General features: G+C 58.0%; 16 protein-coding genes. 5 read left to right on the top strand and 11 right to left on the bottom strand.

The window, feature by feature from the left end; all coding sequences use genetic code 11:
• Positions 1 to 5: 5 nt before the first annotated feature.
• Genes DUD43_RS06095 through flgB form a run of 4 tightly spaced genes read right to left on the bottom strand, consistent with a single transcriptional unit; the run spans position 6 to position 2,997 of the window.
• Positions 6 to 1,394, bottom strand: coding sequence for a flagellar hook protein FlgE (locus DUD43_RS06095; protein WP_153229550.1), 1,389 nt, complete (start codon positions 1,392 to 1,394; stop codon positions 6 to 8).
• Positions 1,395 to 1,448: 54 nt separating this feature from the next.
• Entirely contained in the window at positions 1,449 to 2,141 is a 693-nt protein-coding gene (locus tag DUD43_RS06090; protein ID WP_153229549.1) for a flagellar hook capping FlgD N-terminal domain-containing protein, read from the bottom strand.
• Positions 2,142 to 2,163: 22 nt separating this feature from the next.
• Positions 2,164 to 2,568: a flagellar basal body rod protein FlgC gene (gene flgC / locus DUD43_RS06085; protein ID WP_009458120.1), complete on the bottom strand. Its 405-nt coding sequence runs from the start codon at positions 2,566 to 2,568 to the stop codon at positions 2,164 to 2,166.
• A gap of 12 nt (positions 2,569 to 2,580) precedes the next feature.
• On the bottom strand, positions 2,581 to 2,997 hold the full coding sequence (flgB, locus tag DUD43_RS06080) for a flagellar basal body rod protein FlgB (protein ID WP_153229548.1): 417 nt from the start codon (positions 2,995 to 2,997) through the stop codon (positions 2,581 to 2,583).
• 175 nt (positions 2,998 to 3,172) lie between these two features.
• Between flgB and flgA the strand changes: the two genes are divergently transcribed.
• The 5 genes from flgA to DUD43_RS06055 all read left to right on the top strand — a co-directional run bounded on the left by flgA (position 3,173) and on the right by DUD43_RS06055 (position 6,518).
• Positions 3,173 to 3,877 (top strand): flagellar basal body P-ring formation chaperone FlgA, encoded by a 705-nt coding sequence (gene flgA, locus DUD43_RS06075; RefSeq protein WP_153229547.1) that lies wholly within the window; start codon positions 3,173 to 3,175, stop codon positions 3,875 to 3,877.
• A gap of 84 nt (positions 3,878 to 3,961) precedes the next feature.
• Positions 3,962 to 4,252, top strand: coding sequence for a flagellar biosynthesis anti-sigma factor FlgM (gene flgM / locus DUD43_RS06070; protein WP_153229546.1), 291 nt, complete (start codon positions 3,962 to 3,964; stop codon positions 4,250 to 4,252).
• A gap of 16 nt (positions 4,253 to 4,268) precedes the next feature.
• Positions 4,269 to 4,718 carry a flagellar export chaperone FlgN gene (flgN, locus tag DUD43_RS06065; protein WP_153229545.1) on the top strand — a complete coding sequence of 150 codons (450 nt, stop codon included), beginning with the start codon at positions 4,269 to 4,271 and terminating at the stop codon, positions 4,716 to 4,718.
• A gap of 241 nt (positions 4,719 to 4,959) precedes the next feature.
• On the top strand, positions 4,960 to 5,223 hold the full coding sequence (locus tag DUD43_RS06060; protein WP_052363008.1) for a helix-turn-helix domain-containing protein: 264 nt from the start codon (positions 4,960 to 4,962) through the stop codon (positions 5,221 to 5,223).
• A gap of 20 nt (positions 5,224 to 5,243) precedes the next feature.
• Positions 5,244 to 6,518, top strand: coding sequence for a type II toxin-antitoxin system HipA family toxin (locus DUD43_RS06055; protein WP_153229544.1), 1,275 nt, complete (start codon positions 5,244 to 5,246; stop codon positions 6,516 to 6,518).
• 41 nt (positions 6,519 to 6,559) lie between these two features.
• On the opposite strand, the gene flhF is transcribed toward DUD43_RS06055, so the two are convergent.
• The 7 genes from flhF to DUD43_RS06020 all read right to left on the bottom strand — a co-directional run bounded on the left by flhF (position 6,560) and on the right by DUD43_RS06020 (position 15,442).
• Positions 6,560 to 8,908: a flagellar biosynthesis protein FlhF gene (gene flhF / locus DUD43_RS06050; protein WP_153229543.1), complete on the bottom strand. Its 2,349-nt coding sequence runs from the start codon at positions 8,906 to 8,908 to the stop codon at positions 6,560 to 6,562.
• Complete coding sequence (flhA, locus tag DUD43_RS06045) at positions 8,905 to 11,016, bottom strand: flagellar biosynthesis protein FlhA (protein ID WP_153229542.1); 2,112 nt, start codon at positions 11,014 to 11,016, stop codon at positions 8,905 to 8,907. The genes flhF and flhA overlap by 4 nt, the downstream gene beginning before the upstream one ends.
• 5 nt (positions 11,017 to 11,021) lie before the next feature.
• Positions 11,022 to 12,173 carry a flagellar biosynthesis protein FlhB gene (flhB, locus tag DUD43_RS06040; protein ID WP_153229541.1) on the bottom strand — a complete coding sequence of 384 codons (1,152 nt, stop codon included), beginning with the start codon at positions 12,171 to 12,173 and terminating at the stop codon, positions 11,022 to 11,024.
• 215 nt (positions 12,174 to 12,388) lie between these two features.
• Positions 12,389 to 13,030, bottom strand: a complete 642-nt coding sequence (gene cheZ, locus DUD43_RS06035) for a protein phosphatase CheZ (protein WP_153229540.1) — start codon at positions 13,028 to 13,030, stop codon at positions 12,389 to 12,391.
• Positions 13,031 to 13,043: 13 nt separating this feature from the next.
• Positions 13,044 to 13,433, bottom strand: coding sequence for a chemotaxis response regulator CheY (gene cheY, locus DUD43_RS06030; RefSeq protein WP_153229539.1), 390 nt, complete (start codon positions 13,431 to 13,433; stop codon positions 13,044 to 13,046).
• A 44-nt stretch (positions 13,434 to 13,477) separates the two neighbouring features.
• Complete coding sequence (locus tag DUD43_RS06025) at positions 13,478 to 14,536, bottom strand: protein-glutamate methylesterase/protein-glutamine glutaminase (RefSeq protein WP_021446831.1); 1,059 nt, start codon at positions 14,534 to 14,536, stop codon at positions 13,478 to 13,480.
• A gap of 63 nt (positions 14,537 to 14,599) precedes the next feature.
• The gene (locus DUD43_RS06020) at positions 14,600 to 15,442 is read right to left on the bottom strand and encodes a CheR family methyltransferase (RefSeq protein ID WP_222668598.1); all 843 of its coding nucleotides are present in this window, start codon (positions 15,440 to 15,442) and stop codon (positions 14,600 to 14,602) included.
• Positions 15,443 to 15,446: the final 4 nt, after the last annotated feature.

The raw sequence follows: 15,446 nt of genomic DNA, 5'->3' as shown, positions 1-15,446 counted from the left end.
AGCTCTTAACGCAGGTTGACCAGGGTTTGCAGAACCTGATCCTGCGTCTTGATGGTCTGGGCATTAGCCTGGTAGGTACGCTGGGCAATAATCATATTGACCAGTTCCTGACCCATGTCCACGTTGGACTCTTCCACCGCCTGACCCTTGATCGTGGCCAGACCGTTCTCGCCGGGACGACCCAGGATAGGCTGACCCGATGCGCCGGTCTCGACCCAGGCGTTACCGCCCACGGGGCTCAGACCTTGCAGGTTGCTGAAGTCGGCCAGAACCAGGGAACCCAGACGCTGCGTTGCACCGTTGGTGTAGGACGCAACCATGGTGCCGTCCTTGTCAATATTCATGCCAGCGTACTCACCGGTGGCGTAACCATCCTGGTAAGGCTTGCCCTTGGCGAACTCGCCACCGAACTGGGTGGTGCCGGTGTAACGCATCTCGAACACCAGATCATCCGCAGGCGAGGCATTGCCGCCGGGATTGGCCAGGGTCACACTGACGGTCGCCGGATTGGGGCTGGTCATCACGCCCGAACCGTTAAAGGTCATGGTTGCGCTGGCAGGCGACAAGGGTTTGCTGCCTTCCATGTAGTACACCTCCCACACACTCTCGCCGGCCCCATTGGGGGGACGCTTGACGAAGTATTGGGAAATCTCGTGGCTGTTACCCAGCGAATCGTAGACGGAGTAGCTGAATGAATTGCTGTAAGTGGTGGAATCTTTGGGATCAAACACGTTGACCGCCACGGTTTCCATGTCTGGCTCCATCACGGGTTCCATGACAGGGTTACCGCTGCCGTCCAGAACAGGATTACCATTGGCATCCAGCTTGGGCGTCATTTCAGGATTGCCGTTGGCATCCAGCTTGGGCTTGAAAACCAGATCGCCATTGGCATCGGTTTTTTGCTGTGTTTTGGTCGTTGGAATTGCTTCGGCACCACCGGGCAGGTTGGGCTTGAATTCCAGGGCGGTGGTGGCTTTGGGAGGCACGTTGGCCGAAGGCACTTGCAGGCGTTGCAGCTGGCTGCTGCCTGGGCCGTAGCCGGTCAGATAATGCCCCTGAGCGTTAATCAGATAGCCTGCCTGGTCCGGATAGAACTGGCCATTACGCGAGAACAGTACCGCGCCGTTGCTTTGCTCCAGACGGAACAAACCGTTTGCACCATCAATGGCCATGTCGAACATATTGCCCGAGTTGCTGATATTGCCGACCGAGAAGCGCTGGCTGACACGCGATACCTGCACACCCAGACCGATACGCGAGTTGGCATACACGTCAGCAAACTGCACAGTCGAGGACTTGTAGCCTACCGTGCCCGAGTTGGCGATGTTATTACCAATAGAATCCAGGTTTTGGGAGGCGGCGTTCAAGCCACTCAATCCTTGTCCGAAGCTCATGAACTTTCCTTTTAATGTCGTGTTGGCCCAGCCCGCTTTTGGGGCAAGCGGCGCTTACATGATTTTGCGTATGTCCAGCAGGGAGAACGAACCCGCCAGGCCAAGATCCAGCATCAAACCGCTGGAGGTATAAGCCACGCTATCGACCTTGCCATGCGTCAATGGGCTGGCTGTGACGGCTGTGCCGTCATTACTGGCCAATACGCTGACGGTGTACGAACCGTCGGCCAGCGGTGAACCATCGTTATCCAGGCCATCCCACTCCAGCGAGTACACACCCGCGTCTTTGGCACCCAGATCGTATTCACGAACCACTTTGCCGCTGCTGTCCTTGATCTGCACCACGGTCGAGGTCGTCCCGCTGACCAGATCAATGCCGTAGGGCATGGCCACTTTTTCGCCATCCTGACTGGTTCCCAGAGACACTTTCGCGCCCGGCACCAGCACTTGCTTGCCAATCAGATTGGCGGCCTGCATGGACTGGCTGACGTCCATCTGCCCGGCCACGGCCAGCAAGGTGTTATTCAATTGCTGAATCCCCGCCACCGTGGACATCTGCGCCATCTGGGTCGTGACCTGGGCGTTATCCATGGGGTTGAGCGGGTCCTGATTGCGCAGTTGCGTAATCAGCATGGTCAGAAAGCGGTCTTCCGTTTCTGCCATGGCGCTTTTGTTGCGGGCATCCACCCCGGCCATCGCCCCTGCAGTGGGGTCCAGGGCGGTGCGATCGTTATTGACTGTGCTCATGCTTTATCTTCCGTAAACCGGCTTACTGACCAATGGTCAGGGTGCGCAACATCAGGTTCTTGGAGGTGTTCACCACTTCCACATTGGCCTGATAGGAACGCGAGGCGGCCAGCATATTGACGGTCTCGGCCACCACATCCACATTGGGCAGGGTCACGTAGCCCTGTTCGTCGGCGTAAGGATTGCCGGGGTCGTATTGCAGACGGCCGGGTGCATCGCTTTCCTGCACACCCACCACTTGCACGCCACCCACGGGGCTATTGCCCTGCGGCGTCATTTGAAACACCACCTGGCGGGCCTTGTAGGGCTGGCCATCGGGTCCGACCACGCTATCGGCGTTAGCCAGGTTGCTGGCCGACACGTTCAAGCGCTGCGATTGTGCCGTCAGGGCAGAACCGGCAATCTGGAAAATACTGAAACTGGACATGAAGACTCGCTATTACTGTTGCAAGGCCGCCATCAAGCCTTTCAAGCGCTGGGAAGCCAGGTTGATCGTGCTTTGATAGTGCAAGGTGTTATCGGCAAATTGCATGCGTTCCACATCCATCTCGACCGTATTGCCGTCCAGAGAAGGTTGCACAGGAACGCGGTAGAGCAACTCGTCCGTGCTGGGCGGACGGGTAGCCTGGGCGGGAATATGGCGGGCCGAGGTCAGGGACAGGTTGGTATTGGGCAATGCCATCTGGCCCTGCCCCCCTAAAGCGGCCTTCAGGGTGGCCGTAAAGTCCATATCCCGGGCCTTGTAGTTAGGCGTGTCGGCATTGGCAATATTGGAGGCCAGAACCTCCTGGCGCTCCTGGCGCACAGCCAGGGCCGTCTGGTAAAACTTCAGGTGCTCACCGATGCGATCAATCATGGAGTCAAGCCAATATTCTGTGTTCAAGTTTGAGATCCAGGTGAACGCGCGCACGCCTTTTCACCGCCATAACAGAATGGTAGCCAGAGGCACTGCTTCACAAATCAGGGAACAAAACGCTATTTATCGGCCAGTTCAGCTCTTGACCTGGCGGCTGAGTCCGTAAAATTCAGTCATGACCTTATATAGACTCCTGATCTGCGTATGCCTGTTCGCCCTGGGTGCGACAGCGAACGTGCGCGCTCAAGAGAGCGTTCAGGCACTGAGCGTGCAAGCCATGCAGGACCAGGCGCAGGACTATCTGCTCAAGCAGGCGCAGATGTATCCCGGGATCGCTACGATCACTCTGGACACCGCGCGCCTGAACGCCATGCCCGCCTGCACCCAGAACCAGGTTTTTCTGCCCAGCGGCCAGCGCCTGCGATCGCGCATGAGCATTGGCGTGCGCTGCCTGAGCCCGCAAAGCTGGAGCACCTCCATTGGTGCCACGCTGTCCATTCAGGGACACTATTACGTCACCAACCGCCGCATCAATCCGGGCGAGACCATCAATCAGGACGATCTGGTCGAGCGCGAGGGGGATTTGCTGGCGCTGGCCAATGGCGTGGTGATTGATCCCAACCAGATCATTGGTTATGTCGCCAGCCAGCGCATTCCTTTGGGCAATGCGATACGGGCCTCGGCGCTGCGCGATCCGCAGTCAGTGACACGTGGCCAGATGGTGCGCACCATTGCGCGCGGCATGGGGTTTGTGGCTACCGGCGAAGGCCAGGCGCTGCAAAGCGGCTCGCCAGGCACCCAGATTCAGATCAAGGCCAGTTCGGGGCAAGTGATTTCAGCCACGGTACTGGATGCGTCCACGGTTCAGGTCGTTCTCTAAACTAAATCGGATGAGCATGCTAAAGTTTGCGTCCAGAGCGCCGTTACAAGATCAACGCAAAGAACAGGCCGCACGGAGAAACACGTGAAGATCAGCCCCTCCCCCCTCAAGACACCCCTTGCTGAAACGTCTGCCGCAGAACGCAGCACGGCATCCCCTCGTGCGCGCCAAGCGTACAACAACAGCAGCAGCACCAACGAAGTGGACTTCAGCGCTGCAGCCCGCCAGCTCAATTCCCTGCAAGACAGCAGCGCCGATGTCGACATGAAAAAAGTCGAGGCCTTGCGCGAGGCCATTGCAGCCGGCGAGCTCAAGATTGATACCAGTCGGATTGCCGACTCCCTGATTGCCTCCGTGCGCGATCTTCTCAAGTAACTCACCCGAAACGGCCATGTCTTTGCAAACCTGTCTTGCCGATCAACGCCAAACCCTGCTGGATTTCGAGCAGCTATTGGTAGAAGAAAACACCCTGCTGCTGCGCAGCTTCGAGCCACAGGAACTGGCCCAGATCACCCTGCGCAAATATCAGCTGGTTGAACGTATCGAGCAACAGGACCAGGCCCGCGCCCAACTCCTGCAAGAGCGCGAGCTGGAAAACAACATCCAGGGCCTGCGCTACGCTGCCGAAGAAGACGAACTGGAACAAGAACTGGAACAGTTGATCGAGCTGAGCGAGAAAGTACGCAACGCCAGCGACAATAACCGCATTCTGGTTGATACCTTTTTGGTGGACACCCAGCAAAACCTGGACGCCCTGGAAGCCTTCACGGGCCGCAATACCTTTTACGACGCATCTGGCAAGACGCAGAATACGCAGTCTTCCTTGAGTTTGAAGGTATAGGACTGAACAGACGCCAATAGCGACATGCCGAATATTGAAAGCGCCAACTAAATAGTTGGCGCTTTTTTTGTCCTGCCTGAACACGGAGAACGCTGCAAGCCACGCTAAGGTACAAGGGCTGAACGTCTGAATGCCTGAACTCCATTACATTAAATATGATGTATTCTTTGAATACACCAAAAACGATGTATATTTAAAATACATCAAATTTATTGTATTTTGAATTCACAGGAGCCAGGCGATGCCAACAAGACTAGACGCCATTGCACTGCACAGCCCGGAGCAAATGCCCAAGCTCATCCGCTCGCTGCGCAAGCGCAAAGGCTGGAGTCAGATAGAGCTGGCAGACAAGCTGAACACAACGCAGCAAGCCATTTCGCGCATGGAAAATGACGCGTCTGGCCTATCGCTTAAAAACCTGTTTTCGGTTCTGGCCGTCCTGGAAGCCAAGATCTCCATTATTGATGCTCACGAGCCTGACAAACCTGAATCTATGGAGTGGTGATGCCTGTTCTGGACCTGTGGATGAATGGTCTCTTCGTTGGAAAGTGGCATAAGCCTGCCCGCGGCCCATCACAACTTAGCTACGCGCCAGACTGGATCGCCCATCCACAAGGCCGGCCGCTGTCTCTATCCCTGCCCTTTACATTCAATAATGAAGCACTCCGTGGCGAGGTCGTAGACAACTACTTTGACAATCTGCTCCCCGACAATCCCGAGATTCGCCAACGCATCGCCTCCCGCTTCAAAACCCCTTCGCTGGAAACGTTTGCCTTGCTGGAAGCAATAGGTCGGGATGCTGCTGGTGCCGTGCAACTTCTGCCGGAGAACTCTCCAGCGCCGGATATTCACACCCTCACGGCCCGCCCTCTCACCGAAAGTGACGTTGCCGAACATTTGCGCGGCACAATGACCGCCCGCCAGGATCTGGCCCCCGAAGACTTTCGTTTTTCGCTGGCAGGTGCCCAGGAAAAAACGGCCCTGCTACGGCATCAAGGCCAATGGCACATTCCCCAGGGATCGACACCCAGCTCACACATCTTCAAACTCCCCTTGGGATTGGCGGGCAATGTCCGCTTTGATCTGAGCCACTCGGTGGAAAACGAATGGCTCTGCATGGAGCTGCTCAAAGAACTGGGCTTGAATGTCGCCCACACCCAAATTGGCCAGTTTGAAGATCAAAAGGTTCTCATCGTGGTGCGCTTTGACCGTGTCTGGAGCCGTCATGGTCATTTGATACGTCTGCCCCATGAAGACCTGTTACAGGCAAGCGGTTTGCCCTCGCATGCCAAATACGAATCCGACGGTGGCCCTGGCATCCATACCATCATGCAGGTCTTATCCGGCTCGTCCAATGCTCTGGCTGACCGACAGGCTTTCTTCAAAACCTTGTTAGCCTTCTACTTGCTGGCCGCCCCAGATGGCCATGCCAAAAACTTCAGTCTGGCCATAGAACCTGGCGGCTATTTCCGTCTGGCACCACTTTACGATGTGCTCTCGGCCTGGCCTTGGGTAGGCACAAAACACAATCAATGTCCTATTCAGCGCGTCAAAATGGCGATGGCACTACGCAGCAGCAATACTCGCTACAAGATGCAGGAAATGCTTCTCAGGCATTGGCTTGCCGTAGGAAAAACCTATATAGGACAGCAAGCCACGGAATCCTTGATCGGAGATCTTCACCAGCTTGTGGAGCCAGCCATTCAAAATGTCTCGGCACGATTGCCAGCGCATTTCCCTGAACACGTCAAAGACACCATCTTCCAGGGACTAAGCAGCAATTTGCAGCGCTTGAAATGAAAAAGCCTGCCACACGGCAGGCTTTTTCAATCTCGCTGGATTTAGCTCATCGCTTCTTTCAGCACCAGCATCTTCACCAGCGCATCGACCGACTGGCCAGACTTCAGGCTTGGTTTGCCCAGCAAGCGTGCGCTGAGTTGGCGTACACCCAGATTATCCGGCGCTTGCAACAAGTCCCAGGAGGCCAGCGTCAATTGGGCGGCGGCCAGCAGGTTGAGCTCTTCTTCAAACTCGGAATTGCTGGCGGGCAGAATGCCGCGCACGGTGCTGAGCAAGCGCGTCATTTCCTGCACTTCGCTACGCAGCATCATGTAGCAGGCCAGGCTGGCCGGGGCGATGGCCTCGGAGCCTGCGCGTTGGTGCATCAAGGCAAAGCGGGTTTTCAGCACTTTACCGTCGTGACGACGGACAGTGCGCAGGATGATCAGATCCAGATGCACAGGTTCGGCATTGCGTTGTCGCAACTGCACGGGCTCGACGGCGTACCACAGGGCGATCTCACCCTGCTTGGCACGGCCCAGCGTTTCCAGATGCAGGCGTGCTGCCAGATCGGGGATCGCGTGGAAGGCCAGTTGCTTGCCAAGGGCGTTGGGCGTGGTCTTGCCGTCCTTGTGCCACAAGGAAGTCGCACCCGGAATCAGGGCCAGCCAGTCAGCTTCCATATCAGCCCATTGCCGCCACATAGTGGGCGAGCCGCCTTCAAAAATATGCAGCAGGTTCACAGGCTGAGCCTGAGCGTTCAAGACCTGCATGGCCTGATTCAGTGCCTGTGTCGGGCCAGGTCGCTCCATGCTGCGCACACCACGCACATCCGACCATTGCGATGGCGTCTGGCGCTGATAGTACGGGACGCTTAACGCCTGTCCTTTGGGACTGAACAGAAAGCTGAACGAGCATTGCTCCTGGCTTCCGGCAGGCTGATGATCGGCGTGGATCACCAGCAGACGGGACACATTGCCTTCGCTGACTTCCTGACACGCGGCGCGCATCAAGCTTTCGGCACGTTGTGCCGCTGCTCCGTCCTGAACGGGAGCATTTTGTGCATGCAGATCGCGCCAGAAGTCGTAGGCTTCCGCGCAGGCCAGACGTTCGTCCAGATCCGCGGCTGCACGACGGGCCTGTTCCAAAGCGATAGGGCCACCAGCAGATGCAGCCGACAAAAGGCGCGGCAAAACGCGTGCACGGCGTTCTTCTTCGGCCTGTTGTTCCTGGGCAGACTGACCACCGCTTTCCAGCAAGGCAGCCAGATCGCCAGAACTGGGGGCGTACAAGGGGCGCTGGTTCTCACGCACCTGCAAGGCAGAGTCGACCAGTTCGGCGGGACTCATGAAGCGCAAATCCTCGGGCACTTTCTGGCCGTTGGACACGTAATGAATAGGCAGCTTGAAACGGATGGCTGTATCCAGCGGGCCGCCCAGCTTGATGGCTTCATCCACTTTGGAGATGATGCAGCCGCTTAGCGGTGTACCACCGTCCTGCGTATAGCTACGGGCCACTTCGTCCAGGGTATCGCCCTGGCTGGCAGCATTCAGCACCAGCAAGCGTTGCACCCGGCGTCCGGCACCGGCCAGCAAGGCAGCCTGTTCTCGCACATAGCGGTCGCGCTGGCTGATGCCCATATTGTCGATCAGGATTACCTGATCAGGCCGCACGCCCAGCATCACGCTACGCAGTTGCGCCACGTCCTGCACAATATGCACGGCTACCCGCATCAGGTCGCCATAAATTTTCAGTTGCTCGTGGGCGCCGATCCGGTAGGTATCGGTAGTCAGCAAAACCACTTTATCGGGACCGAAGCGACGCACGGCACGCGCAGCCAATTTGGCCAGTGTAGTGGTCTTGCCTACACCCGTGGGGCCCACCAGAGCCAGGGCCAAGCCGGGCTGCCACAAGGAATCCTCGGAGCGCAGTACTGGCAAATGGGTTTCCAGCTCTGTGCGCACCCATTGCAAGGCGGCACGCGCGCCCAGCTCTTCGGGCAAGCGCTTGAGCATGGCACGCAGCAAAGCGGTACTGAAGCCTTGCGACAAAAGGCTCTGAAACAGATTTACCGCTACTGGCGAGCGACGCATCTGGTGACTCCAGACCAGATCGTCCATGCGCCCTTCCAAGGCACCACGCAAGGCTCCAATTGCACCCATCACATTGTCGGCAGCCGGTGGCGCTGCCATTTCCTGCTGACGTATTCCGGCGGCCTGATGCGGTGTGCTGCTGGGCATGGGTACACGTTCAGTGGCACCACCGGGAACCGAGCTGGAATCGGTAGCCAGAATCTCCACCCCGCCATTCACACGACGGTTGGACACAATCAAGGCATCGGGGCCCAAAGCGATGCGCACCTGACGCATGGCTTCCCGGCTGGTACTACCAAAAAAGCGACTTATATTCATTCAGACTGACCAATAATGGTGGTGACCCGAAGGATGCGTTCTTCAGGAATTTCAGCGTTGGACAAGACACCCAGTTGTGGAATGTGGTGACGCAAGAAGCGCGACAAGGTGGCCCGCAAAATAGGCGGCACAACCAGCACGGGCGGGTCCCCATGTTCTTCCTGGAACTGGGCCGCGCGCATGGCATCGGTCAGCACCGATTCGGCCAGACCCGGCTCCAGCGCACCGCTGCTGGTCAAGGCTTGGGTCATGACCCGCTCCAAGCGAGCATCCAGACCAATCACACGCAACTCGCCCTCGCCGGGGAACCACTGCTGCACAATGGCTCGGCCCAAGGCCACGCGTAAAACCGCGAGCAGTTCGCCTGCCTCCTGGCCAGGCTGAACCGCGCCGGGAGCCAGAATGCGCGGTGCATGTTCAGCCAGCGTTTCCACAATGCTGCGCATATCGCGAATCGGTACATCTTCAGCCAGCAGACCACGCAAGACCTTGAGCAAGAGGCTGAGGGACAGGGTTTGCGGTACGAAATCTTCGACCAGCTTGGGCGCTTCGCGACCCACGTGATCCAGCAACTGCTGCACTTCCTGACGGCCCAGCAAATCGGCCCCGTGACGATGCAGCAAGTGGTTGATATGCGTAGCAATCACCGTGCTGGCATCTACCACGGTATAGCCCGCAATCTGTGCCTGCTCACGCATGCTGACATCCACCCACACGGCAGGCAAACCGAAGGCCGGGTCGGTGGTGGGCGTGCCGGGCAATTTCATGGTGACGCCACCAGGATCAATGGCCAGCCACTGCCCCGGCGTGGCGGTGCCACGACCAATTTCCACCCCGGCCAGCAGGATGCGATAGTCGTTGGGTTTCAGTTCCAGATTGTCCCGAATGTGGACCACCGGCGGCAGAAAGCCCACTTCCTGCGCAAACTTCTTACGCAAGCTGCGGATACGATGCAGCAGCTCGCCATTTTGTGCATGGTCTACCAAGGAGATCAGGCGATAGCCCACTTCCAGACCCAAGGGGTCCACCATGGACACGTCATTCCAGCTGGCTTCACTGGCGGCAGAATCCGCCGCAGCCAGGACTTGATCGTCGGGTTCACTGGTTTGCTGCTGCTGTTCGAGCTGATGCTTTTGCATCATCCAGGCACCGGCACCCAAGATCGCAGCCAGCAACAGAAACACCAGATTGGGCATGCCGGGAATCAAACCCATCAAACCCAGAATCCCGGCAGTGATATACAGCACCATGGGATTGCGGAAAAGCTGGCTGACCATTTGCTGGCCCACGTCTTCGTCCGTGGCCACGCGCGACACCACCACACCGGCGGCAGTAGAAATGATCAGGGCTGGAATCTGGGCCACCAGACCGTCACCAATCGTCAGCAGGGTGTAGACACGGCCCGCTTCCGAGAAGGACAGGTCGTGCTGCAAGACACCAATAATCAGACCACCAATCACGTTGATGACCATGATGAGCAGGCCCGCCACCGCGTCCCCGCGCACGAACTTGCTGGCACCGTCCATGGAGCCGTAGAACTCGGCTTCTTGCGACACTTCGGTACGACGACGACGCGCATCGTCCTCACCAATCAGACCGGCGTTCAAGTCGGCATCAATAGCCATCTGCTTGCCCGGCAAGGCATCCAGAGTAAAGCGTGCACCCACTTCCGCAATACGGCCCGCGCCCTTGGTAATCACCACAAAGTTGATGATGACCAGAATCACGAACACGATCAGACCCACGGCAAAGTTACCGCCCACCAGGAAGTGGCCAAAAGCCTCAATCACCTGACCGGCAGCATCCGGGCCTTTGTGGCCGTTCATCAGTACCACTCGGGTAGAGGCCACGTTCAGAGCCAGACGCAACAAGGTGGCAAACAGCAGCACCGCCGGGAAAGCCGCAAAATCCAGCGGCTTTTTGGTGAACATGGCCACCAGCAGGATCATGACGGCCAGGGCGATGTTGAAGGTGAACAGCAGGTCCAGCAGAAACGGTGGCAAGGGCAGGATCATCATGGCCATCACCATGAGGATCAGCACCGGACCCGCTAAAAGCCGGGCGTGTTGACCACCGTTTTGTTTCAGTAAGGCAAAAAAATTGTTCATTGCTTTTAGTGTTTGCGCGAACGCAGTGGACCTTCATCCATGCCTGTCGGCACTTTCAATCGGGTGGGCATGATCGGGCGCTCGCCCTGCCCCTTGTTCCAGTTACGAAGCTGATAAACCCAGGCCAGCACTTCGGCCACGGCCGAGTACAAGTCCACAGGAATCTCGCGCTCCAGCTCCACGTTGAAGTACAAGGCCCGCGCCAGCGCAGGCGCCTCCAGTGTGGCCACTTTGTGTTCCGCTGCCAGCCCACGAATCTTGGCAGCAATCAGACCCGTGCCTTTGGCCACCACACGGGGCGCACCGCTCTTGCCGTCCTGATACTTCAAGGCCACCGCATAATGCGTAGGGTTGGTTACCACCACGTCGGCCCCCGGCACCTGGGACATCATGCGCGAACGGGCCATGGACCGTTGCTGCTGCCGGATGCGCCCTTTCACATGCGGGTCACCTTCGCTTTCCTTATGCTCTTCCTTCACGTCCTGGCGCGACATGCGCAGCTTCTTGTAAAAGCTCCACAACTGCCAGGGCGCATCAATCAACACAATCACCAGCAAGCTGGCGGCGATAAAGGCACAACACTTGATGATCAGCGTCATCCCCGTGGCAATGGCCGCCGTGGGATGCACATACATCAGGGCCGTCATCTGCTCGCGCTCGGTCCAGATCACATACACCGCTACCGAGCCCACCAGACCGGCTTTGGCCAGGGTCTTGATCAGCTCGATCACGGTCTGCATGGAAAACATGCGCTTGATGCCCTTGGCCGGATTCATGCGCTCGAATTTGGGCTGCAAGGCCTTGCCGCTAAAGCTCATGCCGCCCAGTGCAATCGACGCAAAAATCGCGACCACCACCAACAGCAGGAACAGGGGCGCCAGCCCCTTGAGCGCCTCGCCCGCCAGACCGGCCGCCTGTACCACCATGGCGCTGGGATCATGCGCCACGCGCGGATCAAACCAGACGCTGCGACGCACAATACCGCCAAAGGTCTCGTACAGATAGCTGGCCCCGGCCCAGATCCCGCCAATCCCGGCCAGCAGCATCAGGAAAGTCGTCAGCTCTCTGGAACGCGCCACCTGCCCTTCTTCCCGCGCCTTTTCCAGGCGCCGGGGTGAGGCCGGTTCTGTTTTTTCGAGATCGCTGTCTTCTGCCATGGACTGCCAGGACGCAGGAATTGAAAGAATGAATCACGCGCCCAGCACGAATGTCGCGTTCGCACTGCAGGCCGCGGGGTCATTCTAAAAGAGCGTCGCGGCTCTGATAGCGCGGAGAAAGCCCGATAAAAGCAGGCTGTTCCCCACAAGCAAAAAGGCGCTGCAATGTGCAGCGCCTTCCTGAAGCGAACTTGATAAGCGGATTTGGGCGGGGATTAAAAGCCCAGATTCGCCAGCAAATCGTCCACCTGGTCCTGACTGGTGACCACTTCCGAGGCCACGGGCGAGACAACCGGGCCATTGATAAGGCTTTGAGTTTCTTCGCGTTTTTCGGTGGGCACATTATCGACCAGCACCTGGACCAGTTCGGTCTCGATGGTGCCGACCACACCCAGCATGCGCGTGATCACCTGCCCGGTCAGATCCTGAAAGTCCTGGGCCATGATGATTTCCAGCAGATTTTCCTGCGTCTGCTGAGCCTTGACGGGCACATCGCGCAAGAAACCGCGGGTACGCTTGACCAGCTCGCGGGCCTGATCCTGGTCCAGGGGCTGTTCAAACCACTGTTCCCATTCGGCATCCAGTGCTTGGGCGTCCTCCTGCAATGACTCCTGCAAAGGACGCACCTGCTCGGCCGCGTTCAGCACCCGGTTAGCGGCCTGCTCGGTCATGCGAGCCACATAGTGCAGACGATCGCGGGCATCCGGAATCGCGTGCGCGGCATCTTTAATGGCCTGATCCAGACCCAGTTCGCGCATGCTTTCCCGCAGCAGGCGGGTCAGGTTGGCGATGCGGTAGACCAGATCAACCGGTACGCTTTGGGGGTCGGGATGATTCGGTGTTTGCTGTGGATCCATGACGTACTCCGTATTAACCGCCCATTTTCTCGAAGATCTTGTTCAGCTTCTCTTCCAGGGTTGCGGCGGTAAAGGGTTTGACGACGTAGCCATTGGCGCCCGCCTGGGCGGCGGCAATAATGTTCTCTTTCTTGGCTTCGGCAGTCACCATCAGCACAGGCAAAGAGGACAGATTGGCATCGGCACGAATCTGCTTGAGCATCTCCAGCCCATCCAGATTCGGCATGTTCCAGTCAGAGACCACGAACTCGAAATTGCCGTTGCGCAGTTTTTCCAGGCCCATCTGACCATCTTCTGCTTCGTCTACATTCTCGTATCCCAGATCCTTGAGCAGGTTCTTGATGATCCGGCGCATGGTGGGAAAGTCATCGACGACGAGAATCTTTATATTTTTTTGTACCATTTACATTCTCCAAATGAGTAGCATGCCAGTGCGTTCAGGCCCGTTTATACACGGTGCCCAAAGGCCCCCACACTGGCCAGAATTCGTTCGCTGATCTGCCCCAAAGGCAAGGCGATGTCCGCCGCGCCAATTTGCAAGGCTTCACGCGGCATGCCAAAGACCACGCTGGTGGCCTCGTCCTGAGCAAAAGTCATGGCACCGGCCTGTTTCATGGCCAGCAAGCCTTGCGCGCCATCCTTGCCCATGCCGGTCAGAATGACACCCACGGCATTGCGTCCAGCCAGTTCGGCGGCAGAGTGAAACAGCACATCGACCGAGGGCCGGTGGCGGTTGACGGGTTCACTGTCCACCAGCTTGACCACATAGTTGGCACCCGAGCGGGCCAGCTTCATGTGCGCCACACCACCGGGAGCCAGATACACGTGGCCGGGCAGGACGCGCTGACCATCTTCAGCCTCGTGCACCTGCATGGAGCACAGACCATCCAGACGGTTCACAAACGAGCGCGTGAAACCGGCTGGCATATGTTGGGTAATCATGATGGCCGGGCAGTTGGCCGGCAAAGGCTCCAGCACCTGGCGAATGGCCTCGGTGCCCCCCGTGGACGCCCCGATCATGATCAGTTTTTCAGTGGTCGAGAAGTTGTGCGTCAGGCGACGGGCCGGAGCGGAACCAGCCGGGGCCGGGGTCGCACGACGTGGGCGAGCAATGGAGGCGGCGCGAATCTTGTCGGCAATCAGGTCCGAGTAATCCAGCAAGCCATCGCGCAGGCCCAGCTTGGGCTTGGTCACAAAGTCCACCGCGCCCAGTTCCAGGGCACGCAAGGTCACGTCCGAATTGCGCTCAGTCAACGAGGACACCATCACCACGGGCATGGGACGCAAGCGCATCAGGCGCTCCAGAAAGTCCAGCCCGTCCATGCGCGGCATCTCGACGTCCAGCGTCAGCACATCCGGATTGTGTTCCTTGATCAGCTCGCGCGCCACCAGCGGATCGGGGGCGACCGCCACCACTTCCATATCCGCATGACTGTTGATAATTTCCACCATCAGGCTGCGCACCAGGGCGGAATCGTCTACACACAAAACTCGAATTTTCTTCATGCTACTCATAATCCCGATATCAAGCGCCAACAGAGCTCAGGGCTTGGTAAGACTCTTTAGACCCTAGTTCCGGACATACACCGTCTGACCCAGCAAACGAAATGCCTTGGTCAGGTAGGAGAAGTTCTCGGAATGTCCCACAAACAAGAGGCCGCCCGGCTTGGTCACCGCGGCGAATCGTTCCAGGATGCGCGTCTGATCTTCCCGATCAAAATAAATCATGGTGTTTCTACAGAAGATCACATCAAAGCGGCTGGAGGACGGCCAGGCCGGCCCCACCAGATTGAACTCCTCGAACTCCACCATATTGCGCAACACGGGTTTGACGCGTGCCAGTCCCTTGCGAGCGCCCACACCACGCTGAAAGTAACGCGGCAGCCACAGATCGGGCACGGGCTGAATGCGCTCCAGGGTGTACATGCCCTGACGGGCCTTGTCCAAGGCGGCCGAGTCGATATCACTGGCCAGAATGGACACGTTCACATCCGGCGACGGGCAGTGTTCGCGCACCGTCATGGCGATGGAATAGGCTTCCTCGCCCGTGGACGCGGCGCTGCACCAGATATCCAGGGGTTTGCCGCGTGTGCTGACAAACTTGCCCAGAATATCGAAGTGATGCTGCTCGCGAAAAAATGCGGTGTGGTTGATGGTGAACGCGTTGACGAAGTCCTGCCACTCCTGGCTATGGGTGTCCTGCTCCAGAATATCCAGGTACTGGCGTACCTCGCGCATGCCCGCGTTCTGACTGCGCATACCCAGCGTGCGGGCCACCATATCTTCTTTGTGGGTACCTAAGATGATGCCCGCATACGACTTGAGCAAGCGCGCGGCTCGCTCACAGTCGGCCCTCGAGGCTTGCGGGATCGAGGGCAATGTATAAACAAAAGGTTCCACAGATGTGCTCATATAA

Source organism: Alcaligenes faecalis (genome assembly GCF_009497775.1).
GTDB classification, from domain to species: domain Bacteria; phylum Pseudomonadota; class Gammaproteobacteria; order Burkholderiales; family Burkholderiaceae_B; genus Alcaligenes; species Alcaligenes faecalis_D.
This window is presented reverse-complemented; position numbering and strand designations above follow the sequence as displayed.